The organism is Jiangella anatolica, from assembly GCF_003236295.1.
GTDB lineage: Bacteria > Actinomycetota > Actinomycetes > Jiangellales > Jiangellaceae > Jiangella > Jiangella anatolica.
This window is the reverse complement of record NZ_POTW01000136.1, coordinates 1-14644: the sequence shown is the minus strand read 5'-3', so window position 1 is coordinate 14644 and position 14644 is coordinate 1. Positions and strand designations below refer to the sequence as shown.

General features: G+C 73.5%; 16 protein-coding genes. 11 read left to right on the top strand and 5 right to left on the bottom strand.

Annotated features, from left to right (window positions below):
• Nucleotides 1-1103 (top strand): Ig-like domain-containing protein (locus C1I92_RS35400; RefSeq protein ID WP_267896777.1); only part of this gene is annotated, 1103 nt, incomplete at its 5' end.
• A 45-nt stretch (nt 1104-1148) separates the two neighbouring features.
• Here the strand turns inward: C1I92_RS35400 and C1I92_RS31055 are convergent.
• Nucleotides 1149-1691: a PadR family transcriptional regulator gene (locus tag C1I92_RS31055; protein ID WP_111258503.1), complete on the bottom strand. Its 543-nt coding sequence runs from the start codon at nt 1689-1691 to the stop codon at nt 1149-1151.
• Between the two features lie 113 nt (nt 1692-1804).
• On the opposite strand from C1I92_RS31055, the gene C1I92_RS31050 reads away from it, so the two are divergent.
• Nucleotides 1805-2644, top strand: coding sequence for an SDR family NAD(P)-dependent oxidoreductase (locus C1I92_RS31050; protein ID WP_111258502.1), 840 nt, complete (start codon nt 1805-1807; stop codon nt 2642-2644).
• Nucleotide 2645: 1 nt separating this feature from the next.
• Here C1I92_RS31050 and panB read toward each other — a convergent pair whose 3' ends face one another.
• Both panB and C1I92_RS31040 read right to left on the bottom strand, forming a co-directional pair.
• Nucleotides 2646-3482 (bottom strand): 3-methyl-2-oxobutanoate hydroxymethyltransferase, encoded by an 837-nt coding sequence (gene panB / locus C1I92_RS31045; protein WP_111258501.1) that lies wholly within the window; start codon nt 3480-3482, stop codon nt 2646-2648.
• A 78-nt stretch (nt 3483-3560) separates the two neighbouring features.
• The gene (locus C1I92_RS31040) at nt 3561-5540 is read right to left on the bottom strand and encodes an NAD+ synthase (RefSeq protein WP_111258500.1); all 1980 of its coding nucleotides are present in this window, start codon (nt 5538-5540) and stop codon (nt 3561-3563) included.
• A gap of 71 nt (nt 5541-5611) precedes the next feature.
• On the opposite strand from C1I92_RS31040, the gene glnA reads away from it, so the two are divergent.
• From glnA to C1I92_RS31010, 6 genes are read left to right on the top strand one after another with little or no spacing between them, the layout of a single operon-like run.
• Entirely contained in the window at nt 5612-6949 is a 1338-nt protein-coding gene (glnA, locus tag C1I92_RS31035; protein ID WP_111258506.1) for a type I glutamate--ammonia ligase, read from the top strand.
• 4 nt (nt 6950-6953) lie between these two features.
• A complete protein-coding gene (locus tag C1I92_RS31030; RefSeq protein ID WP_199521767.1) occupies nt 6954-7655 on the top strand; it encodes a type 1 glutamine amidotransferase in 702 nt (233 codons plus the stop codon).
• Between the two features lie 8 nt (nt 7656-7663).
• Nucleotides 7664-8074, top strand: coding sequence for a fluoride efflux transporter CrcB (crcB, locus tag C1I92_RS31025; RefSeq protein ID WP_111258499.1), 411 nt, complete (start codon nt 7664-7666; stop codon nt 8072-8074).
• A complete protein-coding gene (locus C1I92_RS31020; protein WP_111258498.1) occupies nt 8071-8409 on the top strand; it encodes a DUF190 domain-containing protein in 339 nt (112 codons plus the stop codon). Before crcB (C1I92_RS31025) ends, C1I92_RS31020 begins: the two co-directional genes overlap by 4 nt.
• Nucleotides 8406-8759, top strand: coding sequence for a fluoride efflux transporter CrcB (gene crcB, locus C1I92_RS31015; RefSeq protein WP_111258497.1), 354 nt, complete (start codon nt 8406-8408; stop codon nt 8757-8759). The genes C1I92_RS31020 and crcB (C1I92_RS31015) overlap by 4 nt, the downstream gene beginning before the upstream one ends.
• A gap of 26 nt (nt 8760-8785) precedes the next feature.
• Entirely contained in the window at nt 8786-11794 is a 3009-nt protein-coding gene (locus tag C1I92_RS31010) for a bifunctional [glutamine synthetase] adenylyltransferase/[glutamine synthetase]-adenylyl-L-tyrosine phosphorylase (RefSeq protein ID WP_111258496.1), read from the top strand.
• 11 nt (nt 11795-11805) lie between these two features.
• On the opposite strand, the gene C1I92_RS31005 is transcribed toward C1I92_RS31010, so the two are convergent.
• Nucleotides 11806-12123 carry a hypothetical protein gene (locus C1I92_RS31005; RefSeq protein WP_146605350.1) on the bottom strand — a complete coding sequence of 106 codons (318 nt, stop codon included), beginning with the start codon at nt 12121-12123 and terminating at the stop codon, nt 11806-11808.
• Nucleotides 12120-12413, bottom strand: coding sequence for a hypothetical protein (locus C1I92_RS31000; RefSeq protein ID WP_111258494.1), 294 nt, complete (start codon nt 12411-12413; stop codon nt 12120-12122). Before C1I92_RS31000 ends, C1I92_RS31005 begins: the two co-directional genes overlap by 4 nt.
• A 252-nt stretch (nt 12414-12665) precedes the next feature.
• Here C1I92_RS31000 and C1I92_RS30995 point away from each other — a divergent pair, with 252 nt between their 5' ends.
• The 3 genes from C1I92_RS30995 to C1I92_RS30985 all read left to right on the top strand — a co-directional run.
• Complete coding sequence (locus C1I92_RS30995; protein WP_111258493.1) at nt 12666-13046, top strand: YciI family protein; 381 nt, start codon at nt 12666-12668, stop codon at nt 13044-13046.
• A 12-nt stretch (nt 13047-13058) separates the two neighbouring features.
• Nucleotides 13059-14255 (top strand): RNA polymerase sigma factor, encoded by a 1197-nt coding sequence (locus C1I92_RS30990; RefSeq protein ID WP_111258492.1) that lies wholly within the window; start codon nt 13059-13061, stop codon nt 14253-14255.
• Between the two features lie 9 nt (nt 14256-14264).
• Nucleotides 14265-14644, top strand: a 380-nt coding sequence (locus tag C1I92_RS30985) for a nucleoside deaminase (RefSeq protein ID WP_111258491.1), incomplete at its 3' end; no start/stop codon positions are given.

The following is a 14644-nucleotide window of genomic DNA, read 5'->3' as shown; positions in this document are numbered from 1 at the left end:
TGGTGGATGACAGCATCGAGGTGGTGGCGGGGACGACGTTCGAGTTGCCGGCTCCTGGGGTGCTGGTGAACGACGAGAACATCGCTCCTGGTGCGGTGGTGCAGTGGCAGACGACGCCGCCTGAGGGTTTGACGTTGCGCGCCGATGGCGGCATCGACTACGAGGTGCCGGTCGACGCGTCGGGTACGGCGTCGTTCCAGTACTGCATCCTCGACCTGCCTGGCACGCCGGCGGCGCGGTGCATCTCGAACCTGGCGACGGTGACGGTGCACATCGCATCGCCGGTGCTGGTGGATGACAGCATCGAGGTGGTGGCGGGGACGACGTTCGAGTTGCCGGCTCCTGGGGTGCTGGTGAACGACGAGAACATCGCTCCTGGTGCGGTGGTGCAGTGGCAGACGACGCCGCCTGAGGGTTTGACGTTGCGCGCCGATGGCGGCATCGACTACGAGGTGCCGGTCGACGCGTCGGGTACGGCGTCGTTCCAGTACTGCATCCTCGACCTGCCTGGCACGCCGGCGGCGCGGTGCATCTCGAACCTGGCGACCGTGACGGTGACCGTCGTCACCGAACTGCCGCTCACCCTCCGCGACGACGAGTACAGCGTCGTCGAGGGCGAGGTGCTGCAGGTCGATGATCCCGGCGTGCTGGCCAACGACGACCTGCCCGATGGGTACGAGCTCGTGGTCACCTGCGACCAGCCCGACGACGCGGAGCTGACGTGCGACCAGGGCGGCGGCTTCACCCTGACCCCCGACGACGGCTTCACCGGCGACATCACCTTCGGCTACGGAATCGGCCCGCTGAGCGCCGATCGGGCGACGGTCACCGTGCACGTCACGGCGTCGAACCCGCCCGGCGACGACGACGGCGCTGTGGGCGACGAGAGCCCCGGCGGCGACGACGGAACCGACGGCAACGACACGCCGGGCGGCGACGAGTCCGGGGACGGCGGGGCCTCCGGCGCCGACGAGCAGGGATCCGATGACGGTGACGATGACCTCCCAGACACCGGTGTCGCGCTCCCGTTGTGGCTGCTCACGGGGGCGGGGCTCGTTGGCGCGGGCCTCGTGGCCGCTGCAGGCCGGCGCCGGCTGTCCTGATCGCGACCCCTGGACGGCCGAGTCCGCTGTCAGGCGTCGTCGGCCCTAGCTACCGTCCTCGTCGGTGGTGAGGGGAGCGGTCTGGGCCCACTCGGCCCAGTCGGCGAGCGCCTGGTGCAGCCGGATCCCGGCCTCGGCGGCGATCCTGATGGCCTGCGTCGGCGGGCTGTCACCGTAGTCGCCGCGGTCCTTGGCGGCGGCGATCCCGCGGTAGAAGTCGGCGGCCTGCCGGTAGTACGCCGCCTCGGCCTGGAGGTGCCGGCGCAGGTCGTCTGGCGGCATGAGCCAGAAGAACACCGAGCGCAGCAGCGCCTGCAGCCGCATCGTGTGATCGACGTCGGTGGCGGTGAGCCAGCGGCGGACCTCGGCGAGGCCCTCGGGTGTGATGCGGTAGGCCTTGCGGCCGCGTGCGCCGACGGAGTCGACCTCGATCAGGCCGTCGTCGGCGAGTTTGCCCAGCTCGGCGTAGATCTTCGGGTGCTGGGCCGGCCACACCGTGCCGAGCAGCTCCTGGAACCGGCCGGCGAGGTCGTAGCCGCTGGCCGGGCCCTCCGCGAGTAGTCCCAGCAGGCCGTGCCGCAGCGACATCGCCGCCCCTCTCGTTCACCGGTCGCGCCCCATCTTGACATGTCCCTCCGGCCACGTGAATACTCGGACATGTCCTAAGGTACATGTCCTTGAAGACAGGTGAGGAAACGAGCATGGCCGAGAACAAGGGCGCCATCCTGGTGACGGGCGCCAACGGCGGCATCGGGGCGGCCGCGGTCCGGGCGCTGGCCGAGCGCGGCCGGACGGTGTTCGCGGCGGTCCGTGACGCCGCGAGCGCGAGCGCGATCGCCGGCATCAAGGGCGTTCGCGTCGTCGAGCTCGACGTCACCGACCCCGACGGCGTCGCGCTGGCGGCGAAGAGAGTCGCCCACGACGTCGGAGCGGCCGGGCTGCGTGCCGTCGTCAACAACGCCGGCGTCATCGTGCAGGGCCCGCTGGAGCTCGTCCCGCCTCAGGAGCTGCGCCGCCAGTTCGAGGTGAACACGTTCGGCCCCGCCTACGTCACCCAGGCGCTCCTGCCGCTGCTGCGGGCCGGCGCCGGCCGCATCGTCAACGTCAGCGCACCGACCGCGTGGGTGCCGGTCCCGTTCCTGGGCCCGATCGGCGCGAGCAAGGCGGCGCTCGAGTCGCTCTCGGACGCGTTGCGCGGCGAGCTCGCGGCGTGGAGGATCCCGGTCGTCCTGGTCGAGCCGGGGGCCACCACGACGCCGATCTTCGCGAAGGCCGAGGCCGCCGCCCGTTCCGCGCTGGACGACGCGGACCCGGGCCGGGTCGCGCTCTACCGGCAGCAGCTCGCGGCGGTCGAGAAGGCGTCGGCGAACCAGCGCAGCCACCCGCCGGAGAAGGTCGCCGCCACGATCGTCCGGGCGGTCGAGGCCCGCCGGCCGCGGCGCTGGTACGCCGCGACCGGCGATGTCAGGCTGCTGCGCCTGGTCTCGCACCTGCCCGCCGGCCTGCGCGACCGGCTGGTCGCGCGCACCTTCGGGCTCTGACTCAGTGGTAGGTGTGCTCCTCGGCCGGGAACGACCCGCTGACGACGTCGTCGGCGAAGGCCTTGGTCGCGTCGGTGAGCGCGCCGCGCAGGTCGCCGTACTGCTTGACGAACCGGGGGAGCGGGCCCTCGCGCAGACCGGCCATGTCCTGCCAGACCAGCACTTGGGCGTCGACGTCCGGGCCGGCGCCGATGCCGATGGTCGGGATCGACAGCCGCTTCGTCACCTCGGCCGCGACCTGCGGCGTCACCATCTCCAGCACGACGGCGAACGCGCCGGCCTCCTCCAGCGCCAGCGCCGACTCGATCAGCCGGTCCGCGTCGGCGCCGCGGCCCTGCACCCGGTAGCCGCCCAGCGCGTTGACGCTCTGCGGCGTGAACCCGACGTGCGCCATCACCGGGATGCCGGCCTCGACGATGCGCCGCACCGACTCGACCACCGGCAGGCCGCCCTCGAACTTGACCGCCTGGACGCCGGTCTCCTTCATGATCCGGATCGACGTCTCCAGCGCCTGCTCCGGGCCCTGCTGGTACGAGCCGAACGGCAGGTCGCAGACGACCAGCGCCCGGCTGGTGGACCGCACGACGGCGCGGGCCAGCGGGATCATCTCGTCGACGGTCACCGGGACGGTGTCGGCGTGTGCGTAGACGTTGTTGCCGGCCGAGTCGCCGACCAGCAGCACCGGGATGCCGGCGGCGTCGAAGATCTCGGCGGTGTACATGTCGTACGACGTCAGCATCGGCCAGCGCTCGCCGCGCTCCTTGGCCGTGCGCAGGTCACGGATGCTGACCCGGCGGGACAGCTTGCCGCCGTACAACGGGACGGTCTCGTGCGTCATCGCAGGACTCCTTGAGTGTGTCTCGAGGCCCGTGGCCGGGTCCCCTAACACCTCCGATTGTCCCACGGACGGGCGCCGTCAGCGCGGTGGCGGCGGTGGCGGCAGCTCCTGCGCGGTCGGCCGCGGCTCGGCGGGCTGGACCGGCGGCTCCGCAGCCTGCGCCTCGACGGGTGCGGCCGCCGGCTCCGCGGCGGGCGCCGGCGCCGGCTCCGCGGCGGGCGCCGGCGCCGGCTCGTCGACCGACCCGGGAGCAGCCTCGGGGGCGGCGGCGGGGGCAGCCGTGATCTCGGGCGTCTCCCGCCACGCGCTGGTGATCGGCACCCGCCGGTCGCGGCCGAAGTTGCGGATGGTGATCTTCGGGCCGGGCGGGTACTGGCGCCGCTTGTACTCCGCGGTGTCGACCATGCGCAGCACCTTCGCGACGAGGTCCGCATCGAACCCGGCGGCCTGCAGCTCGGTCGCGTCGATGTCCTGCTCCAGGTGCCGGTACAGGATGTCGTCGAGCAGCGGGTAGTCGGGCAGCGAGTCGGAGTCGAGCTGGCCGGGCCGCAGCTCCGCGCTCGGCGGCTTGTCGATCGAGCCCTGCGGGATCGGCGGCGTCTCGCCGCGCTCGACCGCCGTCGCGTTGCGCCAGCGGGCCAGCTCCCAGGTCAGCGTCTTGGGCACGTCCTTGATCGGCGCGTACCCGCCGACCGCGTCGCCGTAGATGGTGGAGTAGCCGACTGCGAGCTCGGTCTTGTTGCCGGTGGCCAGGACGAGGTGACCCTCCTGGTTCGACAGCCCCATCAGCGTCATGCCCCGCACCCTGGCCTGCAGGTTCTCCTCGGCCAGCCCGGTCAGCTCGAGGTTGTCGAGGAACGCGCGCACCATCGGCGCGATCGGGACGGTCCGGAAGCGCAGCCCGGTCCGCTCGGCGAGGTCGTTCGCGTCGGACTTCGAGTGCTCGGACGAGTACGAGCTGGGCATCGAGACGCCGTGCACGTTCTCAGCGCCCAGCGCGTCGACGGCGATCGCGGCGACCAGCGCGGAGTCGATGCCGCCGGACAGCCCCAGCACCACCGACGAGAAGCCGTTCTTGCGCACATAGTCGCGCAGCCCGGTGACCATGGCCGCGTACACCTCGGCGAGGTCGGACAGCCGCGGCGCCAGCGCGCCCGGATCGGGCGTGTACGCGGGCAGCGGCGCGGTGGTCAGCGTGGTGCGGTGGACGGCGAAGCCGGCGACCCGCTCCTGCGTCATGCCCCACGGGCCCGGCGCCGGCGCGACCGCGTCGGGCAGCTGCAGGTCGACGACGAGGCAGCCCTCCTCGAACTGCGGCGCGCGGGCGAGCAGCTCGCCGTCGGGGCGGACGATGAGCGAGTCGCCGTCGAAGACCAGCTCGTCCTGGCCGCCGACCATGTTGACGTAGGCCAGCGTGGCCTGTGCGGCCGCGGCCCGGCGGCGGGCGAGGTCGAGGCGGACGTCGTCCTTGTTGCGCTCGTACGGCGATCCGTTGACGACCAGCAACAGCCCGGCCCGGGCCTCCCGCGCGACCGAGACCGGCCCGCCGTCCTGCCAGATGTCCTCGCAGATCGCCAGCGCGATGTCGACGCCGTGCAGCCGGAACACGCCGAGGTGGTCGCCGGGGACGAAGTAGCGGGCCTCGTCGAACACGCCGTAGTTGGGCAGGTGGTGCTTGGCCTGCCGCGCGACCACGCGGCCGCCGTAGAGGACGGCGACGGCGTTCTGCGGCGACCCCTTCGGCCGGCCCAGCCGCGCCTCGCCCGCCGTCGCGTCGTCACGGCCCAGGTACCCGACGACGACGGCGGTGGCGCCCAGCCCCTCGGCGTCGAGCCGGACCGCCAGCTTCTCCAGCGCCGTCCGGGACGCGTCGACGAAGGAGGCGCGCAGCGCGAGGTCCTCGACCGGGTAGCCGGTGAGCATCATCTCGGGGAAGGCGACCAGGTGGGCGTGCTGGGCGGCGGCGTGCTTGGTCATGCGGACCACGAGATCCGCGTTGCCTTCCAGCGCACCGACGGTCGGGTTCACCTGAGCGAGCGCGATTCTGATCTGCGGCACGATCCGAGCTTAGTCACGCGAGGACACCGACCAGCTACCCGGCGGACACACCGGTGGGGCAGACTGGCGCCGTGGAGAAGCAGCAGCAGTTCGTCCTCAGGTCGCTCGAAGAGCGCGACATCCGGTTCGTCCGGCTCTGGTTCACCGACGTGCTCGGATTCCTCAAGTCCGTCGCCGTCGCGCCGGCCGAGCTGGAGAACGCGTTCTCCGAGGGCATCGGCTTCGACGGCTCGGCCATCGAGGGGTTCGCCCGCGTCTACGAGGCCGACATGCTGGCCAAGCCCGATCCGACGACGTTCCAGGTGCTGCCGTGGCGCGGCGGCTCCAACGGGACGGCCCGGATGTTCTGCGACATCCTCATGCCCGACGGCTCGCCGTCCTACGCCGACCCGCGGCACGTGCTCAAGCGGGCGCTGAGCAAGGCCGCCGAGCAGGGCTTCACCTTCTACACCCACCCCGAGGTCGAGTTCTTCGTCTTCAAGAACCAGCCGTCCGGCGGCGACGAGCCGGTCCCCGTCGACGCCAGCGGCTTCTTCGACCACACGGCGCACGGCATCGCGCAGGACTTCCGCCGCGACACCATCACGATGCTCGAGGACATGGGCATCTCGGTCGAGTTCAGCCACCACGAGGGCGCGCCCGGCCAGCAGGAGATCGACCTGCGCTACGCCGACGCGCTGGCCACGGCCGACAACCTGATGACGTTCCGGGCGGTCGTCCGCGAGGTCGCGCTGTCGCAGGACCTGTACGCGTCGTTCATGCCCAAGCCGTTCACCGCCTGGCCGGGGTCGGGCATGCACACGCACGTGTCGCTGTTCGAGGGTGACCGCAACGTCTTCCACGAGCCGGGCGCGGAGTACCAGCTGTCCAAGACGGCGCGCTCGTTCATCGCCGGGCTGCTCAAGCACGCGCCGGAGATCACCGCCGTCACCAACCAGTGGGTCAACTCCTACAAGCGGCTGCGCGGCGGCGGCGAGGCGCCGGCCTACGTCTGCTGGGGTCACAACAACCGGTCCGCCCTGGTCCGGGTGCCGATGTACAAGCCCGACAAGGGCCAGTCGGCGCGGGTGGAGTTCCGCTCGCTGGACTCCGCGTGCAACCCCTACCTCGCCTACGCGGTCATCCTCGCGGCCGGGCTCAAGGGCATCGAGGAGGGCTACGAGCTGCCGCCGGGCGCCGAGGACGACGTGTGGGCGCTGACCGACCGCGAGCGCCGGGCCATGGGCATCGACCCGCTGCCGGCGTCGCTGGACGAGGCGATCCAGGCGATGGAGAGCTCCGAGCTGGTCGCCGAGACGCTGGGCGAGCACGTCTTCGAGTTCTTCCTGCGCAACAAGCGGGCGGAGTGGAACGAGTACAGCCTGCAGGTCACCGCGTTCGAGCGGGCCAAGATGTTGCCGGTGATGTGATCCCGTGATCGACGTCGTCGAGCACGAGCCAGGCTGCCCGCTGGACCGTTTCGGCGGCTGGCTGTCCGAGGCCGGCGCACCGGTGCGGGTGCTGCGGCCGTATGCCGGTGACGCGGTCCCGTCGACGCCGGGTGACGGGCTGATCGTGCTGGGCGGGCAGGTGGACGCCTACGCCGACGAGGCCGCGCCGTGGCTGCCGGCGGTGCGCTCGCTGCTGGCCGCTGCCGCCGGGAACGGGACGCCGACGCTGGGGATCTGCCTGGGCGCGCAGCTGCTGGCGGTGGCGTGCGGCGGACGGGTCGACGTCGGCGCGTCGCCGGGCCGCGAGTCCGGCGTCGTCGACGTCCACTGGCGTCCGGAGGCCGGCGACGATCCGCTGGTCGGCGGGCTCTCCGACCCGTTCCCGGGGCCGAGCATGCACGCCGACGCCGTCGTGGAGCTGCCGCCGGGCGCGGTCTGGCTCGGGTCGTCGGCGATGTATCCGCACCAGGCCTTCCGGGTGGGCGCGGCGGCGTGGGGCGTCCAGTTCCATCCGGAGGTGTCCGCGCCGACGTTCGCCGGCTGGGCCCGCGAGCTGCCCGACGTCGACCCCGCTTCCGTGGTGCGTGAGCTGGTGGACCGCGACGCGGAGGTCGTCGCCGCCGGACGTGAGCTGGCCACCCGGTTCGCGCGCGCCGTCGAGACCGCGTCGGTGGTCCGCACCTAGGGAGACGCATGTCCAGGCTGCGGCGGCAGGCGCCGGTGCTCGCGGTGATCGCCGCCGGGGGAGTGCTCGGCTCGCTGGCCCGGCACGGGCTGGTGTCGCTGCAGCCGGACGCGGCGACCGGCTGGCCGTGGGCCGTCCTCGCCGTCAACGTGTCCGGCTGCCTGCTGATCGGCGTGCTGATGGCGGTGCTGCTGGACCTCACCGCGCCGCACCGGCTGCTGCGGCCGTTCCTCGGCATCGGCGTGCTCGGCGGGTACACGACGTTCTCGACGTACGCCGTCGACACGCAGCGGCTGCTGGCCGAAGGCCGAGGGGCCGCGGCATTGACGTACGTCCTGGTGACGCCGGTGCTGGCGCTGCTGGCGGTCTGGCTCGGGACCGCGGTCACCCGGGCCCTGCGCGGAAGGAGACGGGCATGACCCTGGACGGGCCCGCGAAACGGCTGACGATCGTCGTCGGCGAGAACGACACCTGGCACGGCCGGCCGTTGTACACCGAGATCGTGCATCGGGCGCACGCCGCCGGGATGTCCGGCGCCAGCGTGTTCCGCGGCATCGAGGGATACGGCGCGTCCAACCACATCCACACGACGCGCATCCTCAGCCTGTCCGAGGACCTGCCGATCGCCGTCGTGATCGTCGACCGGGCCGACGCGGTGCGCCGGTTCGTCGACGAGATCGCGCCGCTGGTCAGCGAGGGCCTGATCACGCTGGCCGACGTCGAGGTGGTCCGCTACGTGGGCCGCACGCCGTGACGGTGCTGCTGGTGGCCGCGGGCGCCGCGGTCGGCGCGCCGCTGCGCTACGTCGTCGACCGCTGGATCCAGCTCCGGCTGGACGGCGCCTTCCCGTGGGGCACCCTGGCGGTGAACGTGGCCGGCTCGTTCATCCTCGGTCTGGTCCTCGGCTCACCGTCCGTCGACGATGAGCTGGTCGCGCTGCTGGGCACCGGCTTCTGCGGCGCCCTGACCACCTACAGCACGTTCGGCTACGAGACGCTGCGCCTGCTCGAGGACGGCGCCTGGTCCCGCGGCGTGGCGAACGTCCTGGTGAGCGTGGGCGCCGGGCTGGGCGCCGCCGCCCTGGGCTGGACCCTGGCGTGGTGATCGGAGCCGCCGGGTAGGTTTGTTACATGGCGGTGAACCGGACGGAGGGCCGCGTCGCGTCGTTGGCCAAGGCCGGGTTCGCCGACTCGGTGGCGGCGCAGCGGGAGCTGGACGGACCGCTGCTGGCCGACTACGCCGGCGCCGACCTGATCGCCGCTCTCGGCGTCGTCGCCGACCCCGATCTCGGGCTGCGCGGGCTCGGCCGGCTGCTGGAGTCGCTGGAGACCGAGCCGCGACGGGCCGAGTTGCGCGACATGCTGGCCGAGGACTCACCGCACCGGCGCCGGCTGCTGGCCGTGCTCGGGTTCAGCTCGGCGCTGGCCGACCACCTGTGCCGGCACCCGGACCACTGGCGCGATCTCGGCGACCTCGATCCCGGCGACCGGCCCGGCGCCGAGGCCGTCCGCGCGACCCTGCTGACGGCGGTGGGCGCCGACCCGGCCGCCGCGGCGCCCGTCGCCGTAGGTGAGCAGGCCGAGCTGCTCGACGCGCTGCGGGTGGCGTACCGGCGCCACGTCACGACGCTGGCCGCGCTCGACCTCGCCGACCGGCTGGACGTCGCCGCCGTCGCCGCCGAACTGGCCGACCTCGCCGGCGCGACGCTGGAGGCAGCGCTCGCCGTCGCCCGGGCCGGGCTCCCGGACGGCGCGCCGGACTGCCGGCTGGCCGTCATCGCGATGGGCAAGGCCGGCGGCCACGAGCTGAACTACGCCTCCGACGTCGACGTCGTGTTCGTCGCCGAGCCGCCCGCCGACGACCCCGACGGCGCCACCGGCTGGCTCACGACCGCGACGACGCTGGCCACAGCCCTGATGCGGGCCTGCTCCGTCTACACCGGCGAGGGCACCATCTGGCCGGTCGACGCGGCGCTGCGGCCCGAGGGCAAGCGGGGCCCGCTGGTGCGCACCGTCGCCAGCCACGCCGCCTATTACCGCGACTGGGCGAAGACGTGGGAGTTCCAGGCGCTGCTCAAGGCCCGTCCGGTGGCCGGCGACCGCGCGCTCGGCCAGGAGTATCTCGACGCCGTCACCCCGATGGTGTGGACGGCGGCCGGGCGAGACGGCTTCGTGGACGACGTGCACGCGATGCGCCGGCGGGTCGAGGACCACATCCGCCCGGCCGACGCGGACCGTCAGCTCAAGCTGGGTCCCGGCGGGCTGCGTGACGTCGAGTTCGCCGTCCAGCTGCTGCAGCTCGTACACGGCCGGGCCGACGTGAGCCTGCATGACGGCAACACGCTCGGCGCGCTCGCGGCGCTGACCGCCGGCGGCTACGTCGGGCGCGACGACGGCGCCGTCCTCGACGCCGCGTACCGGTTCCTGCGCACGTTCGAGCACCGCATCCAGCTGCGCGGGCTGCGCCGCACGCACGTCGTCCCCGACTCCGACGAGCAACTGCGCATCCTCGCCCGGTCGCTGGCGCTCAAGCAGCCGGCCGAGCTCGTCGACGTCTGGCATCAGCAGGCCCGCGAGGTGCGGCGGCTGCACGAGAAGCTGTTCTACCGGCCGCTGCTGTCCGCCGTGGCGCGGCTGCCCGGCGACGGCGTCCGGCTCAGCCCGGAGGCGGCGCTGGCCCGGCTGCGGGCGCTGGGTTACGCCGACCCGGCCGGCGCGCTGCGGCACATCGAGGCGCTGACGACGGGCGTGTCGCGGCGGGCCGCGATCCAGAAGACGCTGCTGCCGGTGCTGCTCGGCTGGTTCGCCGACGCGCCCGAGCCGGACACCGGGCTGGCCGGGTTCCGCAAGGTCAGCGACGCGCTCGGCACGACGCCGTGGTACCTGCGGCTGCTGCGCGACGACGGCGCGGCGGCCGAGCGGATGGCCCGCGTGCTGGCGTCGGGCCGGTACGCGACGGAGATGCTGCTGCGGGCGCCCGAGGCGGTCGCGATGCTCGGCGACGACGACGCGCTGCGGCTGCGCGAGCGCGGCCCGCTGGAGAAGGAGGTGCTGGCCGGCGTCCAGCGCCACGACGACCCCGTCGACGCGATCGGCGTCGTCCGGGCGATGCGGCGACGCGAGCTGTTCCGCGTGACCGTCGCCGACCTCGCCGCCGGCGCGCCCGTCGAGGACGTCGGCGAGGCGCTGACGGTGATCGCCGAGGCCACGCTGTCCGGCGCGCTGGCCGCCGCCACCCGCGCCGTCGAGGCCGCTCGGGGCGCCCCGCTGCCGACCAGGCTGGCCGTCGTCGCGATGGGCCGGCTCGGCGGCCGCGAGATGGGGTACGCGTCCGACGCCGACGTGCTGTTCGTGCACACGCCGTACCCGGACGAGGACGAGACCGAGGCGGCGACGGCCGCGCTCGCCGTCGCGAACGAGCTGACCAGGCTGCTGTCGCTGCCCTCGCCGGAGCCGTCGCTGACCGTCGACGCGGCGCTGCGGCCCGAGGGCAAGCAGGGGGCGCTGGTCCGGACGCTGGCCTCCTACGCCGCCTACTACAACCGGTGGGGCGAGGTGTGGGAGCGGCAGGCGCTGCTGCGGGCGGCGCCGTGCTGCGGCGACCCGGAGCTGCTGCGCCGGTTCGAGGCGCTGATCGACCCCTTGCGGTGGCCGACGGCGGGCCTGTCCGATGCTCAGCTGCGCGACGTGCGGCGGATCAAGGCGCGGGTCGAGTCCGAGCGGCTGCCCCGCGGCGCCGACCCGTCGACGCACCTCAAGCTGGGTCCGGGCGGCCTGGCCGACGTCGAGTGGACGGCCCAGCTACTGCAGCTGCGGCATGCGGCGTCGGTGCCGGCGCTGCGGACGACGTCGACGCCGGGCGCGCTGGCCGCGGCGGTGTCGGCCGGGCTGCTGGACGACGACGACCGGGCGGTGCTGGTCGACGCATGGCGGCAGGCCGGCCGGATCCGCAACGCGACCGTGCTCGTCACCGCCCGGCCGTCTGACATGCTGCCGAAGGACCCGCAGACGCTGTCCGCGGTCTCGCGCGTGCTCGGCTACGCCGCCGGCGAGAGCGCCGTCTTCGTCGACGACTTCCACCGTCGCGCCCGCAAGGCCCGCGCCGTCGTCGAGCGCCTCTTCTACGACGACGTCCGCTGACGAGGGCTCGCTCAGTCCGGTTCGCGTGGCTCGGCCGTCCCGGGCTCGGGCCCGCGCCGCAGCTGGGTGTCGAGCTGCTCCCGCCAGCGGTAGAGCTCGCTCAGCGCCTGGAGGCGGACCTCCTCGGTGAGCGACGCGGCTGCGGTGCGCAGGACGGCCTCGTGGTCGTGCCAGTAGGTCTCGACGGCATCCTTGACGTCGTCGGCGTCGGCGTCACCCTTCGCGGCGGCCCGCAGTCGTTGCCGGATCCGCTCCAGATCGGCCGTCGCCGCCTCGAGCGACGGCTCGTCCAGGCGGCCCTGCTCGTCGTGGCCCGGGTGGGTCATCACGGCCGCGCCGGTGCCGTGGCCGTGCCGCCGCCGAGCCCTTCGAGCAGCCGGATCAGCGCGTCGATCAGGCCCTGCAGCAGGCGGCCGAGCGTGCTGCCGAGGTCGACGCCGTCGAGCAGCCCGGCGATGGCGCACAGCAGGTTGCCGAGGAGGTTGCCCGGACCCGGAATGGCGGTGATGTCGAGGACGACTTGATTGAGCTGCACGCGCAGCCCGAGCAGGTTCAGATCCAGCGGGCCGAGCTCGAGGTGCAGGATCGGACAGGGTGTCTGCGGTGGGGGCGTCGTCATGATGGGCCTCCCGACGGTCTGGCGGACAGTGGCGCGTTGCCGGCCCGGATCGGGTGCAACGCGAGGGTCTCGCTGCCCGTACCCTGGCCCGCGGGCGATATGCGACAAATCGGGGCAAATTGGGGCGGGGCTGAAGGGCGGCGCTCACGGCTCGGTCGGGCTCGCGTAGGGGAGCTGTCCTGATCGTGCCATCGTCGTTCGTCAGTAGGTCGGAGCGGGACGGTCCCGCGCAGTCGAGTCGAGGAGTGTCCGATGAGCCAGTACCTGCTGTCGGTGTACGAGGCGGAGGGAAGCGTCCAGGGCGCGCCGGCCACGCCCGAGGAGATGCGGGCGTTCATGGGCCGGGTGATCGCGCTGGAGGAGGAGATGGACCGGGCCGGCGCGTTCGTGTTCGGCGGCGCACTGCACGGGCCCGACGCGGCCACCGTCGTGAGGGGCGGCACCGGCCTCGACAAGATCACCACCGACGGGCCGTTCGTCGAGGCCAAGGAGCACGTCGGCGGCTTCTACATCATCGACGCCGAGGACCTGGACGCCGCGCTGGCGTGGGCGGAGAAGGTCGTGGAGGCCACGAACCACGACATCGAGGTGCGGCCGTTCCGGGCCACCGGACGCCTCGAGGACGGCCACTGACGGCGCCGGCGCATGGACGACGTCGAGCGGGCCTTCCGCGTGGCCCACGGGCCGGCCGTGGCCACGTTGACCCGGCTCTTCGGCGACCTCGGCCTGGCCGAGGACGCCGTCCAGGACGCCTTCGTGACCGCCCTGGACCGGTGGCCGCGCGACGGCGTCCCGGACAACCCGGCCGGCTGGATCGTCACGACCGCACGGCACCGCGCCATCGACGTCGTCCGCCGGAACCGGCGCGGACGCGAGCTGGCCGCGGAGATCGGCCGGGACGGCCCCACGGCGGCAGCCGATCCGGAGACGTCGGAGCCGATGCGCGACGACCAGTTGCGGCTGATCTTCACCTGCTGCCATCCCGCCCTGCGGGTCGAGCACCAGGTGGCGCTCACGCTGCGCCTCGTCGCGGGGCTCACGCCGGCGGAGGTGGCGTCGGCGTTCCTCGTGGGCGAGGAGACCATGGCCAAGCGCCTGGTGCGGGCGAAGTTCAAGATCAAGGCCGCGCGCATCCCGTACCGGGTGCCCGACGACGCCGAGCTGCCGGGCCGGCTGCGGGCGGTGCTCGAGGTGCTGTATCTCGCCTACAACGCGGGCGCGGACGGCGCCGGCCGCCACGACCTGCGGGCCGAGGCCGTCCGGCTGACCCGGCTGCTGGCCGCGCTGCTGCCCGACGAACCGGAGGTGGCCGGTCTGCTGGCGTTGATGCTCAGCGACGCACGCCTGCCGGCGCGCGGCAGGGAGGACGTGGTCCTGCTGAGGGATCAGGACCGGTCGCGCTGGGACGGCGCGCTGATCGCCGAGGGACAGGCGCTGGTGCTGGACTGCCTGCGCCGACGCCGGCTCGGGCCGTTCCAGCTGCAGGCCGCGATCCAGGCGCTGCACTGTGCGGCGAGCCGCTACGAGGAGACGGACTGGGCGGCGATCGTCCGCTTCTACGACCGGCTGATCGCCGTCATGCCGACCCCTGTCGTGGCACTGAACCGCGCCGTCGCCGTCGCCGAGGTCCAGGGAGCCGTCGAAGGCCTGCGCCTGCTGGACGAGCTCGGCAGTGAGCTGGCCGGCTACCACCTGTGGCACGCCGCCCGCGGCTCCCTGCTGCGACGGCTCGGGCGGCGGACGGAGGCCGCGGCGGCCTACGAACGCGCCGCGGAGCTGGCCCGGAGCGAGCCCGAACGGCGGTTCCTCCGCGGCCAGAGCGAGACGCTGCGACGCCGATAGGCTGCCGCAATGACGCACGTTGACGAGTACCCCGCCGACGCCGCCCACCTGGCGCGCTGTGTCGAGCTCGCGGAGACCGCCCTCGCCGGCGGTGACGACCCGTTCGGGTCGGTGCTGGTGGGCCGCGACGGGACGGTGCTGGCCGAGGGCCACAACCGCGAGACGAGCACCGCCGACCCGACGGCGCACCCGGAGCTGGAGCTGGCCCAGTGGGCGATCCGCAATCTTCCGGCCGCCGAGCGTCCCGCCGCCACCGTCTACACGTCCGGCGAGCACTGCCCCATGTGCGCTGCCGCCCACGGCTGGGCCGGCCTCGGCCGCATCGTCTACGCCGCGTCGAGCGCCCAGCTGGTGAGTTGGCGGTCCGCCTGGGGCCTCCCGCCCGCCCC

Coding starts and splice junctions, on each gene's coding strand:
- C1I92_RS31055 (WP_111258503.1), bottom strand. CDS start 1,691: ATGTCGCTGCGGCACGGCCTGCTGGGACTACTCGCGGAGGGCCCGGCC.
- C1I92_RS31050 (WP_111258502.1), top strand. CDS start 1,805: ATGGCCGAGAACAAGGGCGCCATCCTGGTGACGGGCGCCAACGGCGGC.
- panB (WP_111258501.1), bottom strand. CDS start 3,482: ATGACGCACGAGACCGTCCCGTTGTACGGCGGCAAGCTGTCCCGCCGG.
- crcB (WP_111258499.1), top strand. CDS start 7,664: ATGTCCAGGCTGCGGCGGCAGGCGCCGGTGCTCGCGGTGATCGCCGCC.
- C1I92_RS31020 (WP_111258498.1), top strand. CDS start 8,071: ATGACCCTGGACGGGCCCGCGAAACGGCTGACGATCGTCGTCGGCGAG.
- C1I92_RS31010 (WP_111258496.1), top strand. CDS start 8,786: ATGGCGGTGAACCGGACGGAGGGCCGCGTCGCGTCGTTGGCCAAGGCC.
- C1I92_RS31000 (WP_111258494.1), bottom strand. CDS start 12,413: ATGACGACGCCCCCACCGCAGACACCCTGTCCGATCCTGCACCTCGAG.
- C1I92_RS30995 (WP_111258493.1), top strand. CDS start 12,666: ATGAGCCAGTACCTGCTGTCGGTGTACGAGGCGGAGGGAAGCGTCCAG.
- C1I92_RS30990 (WP_111258492.1), top strand. CDS start 13,059: ATGGACGACGTCGAGCGGGCCTTCCGCGTGGCCCACGGGCCGGCCGTG.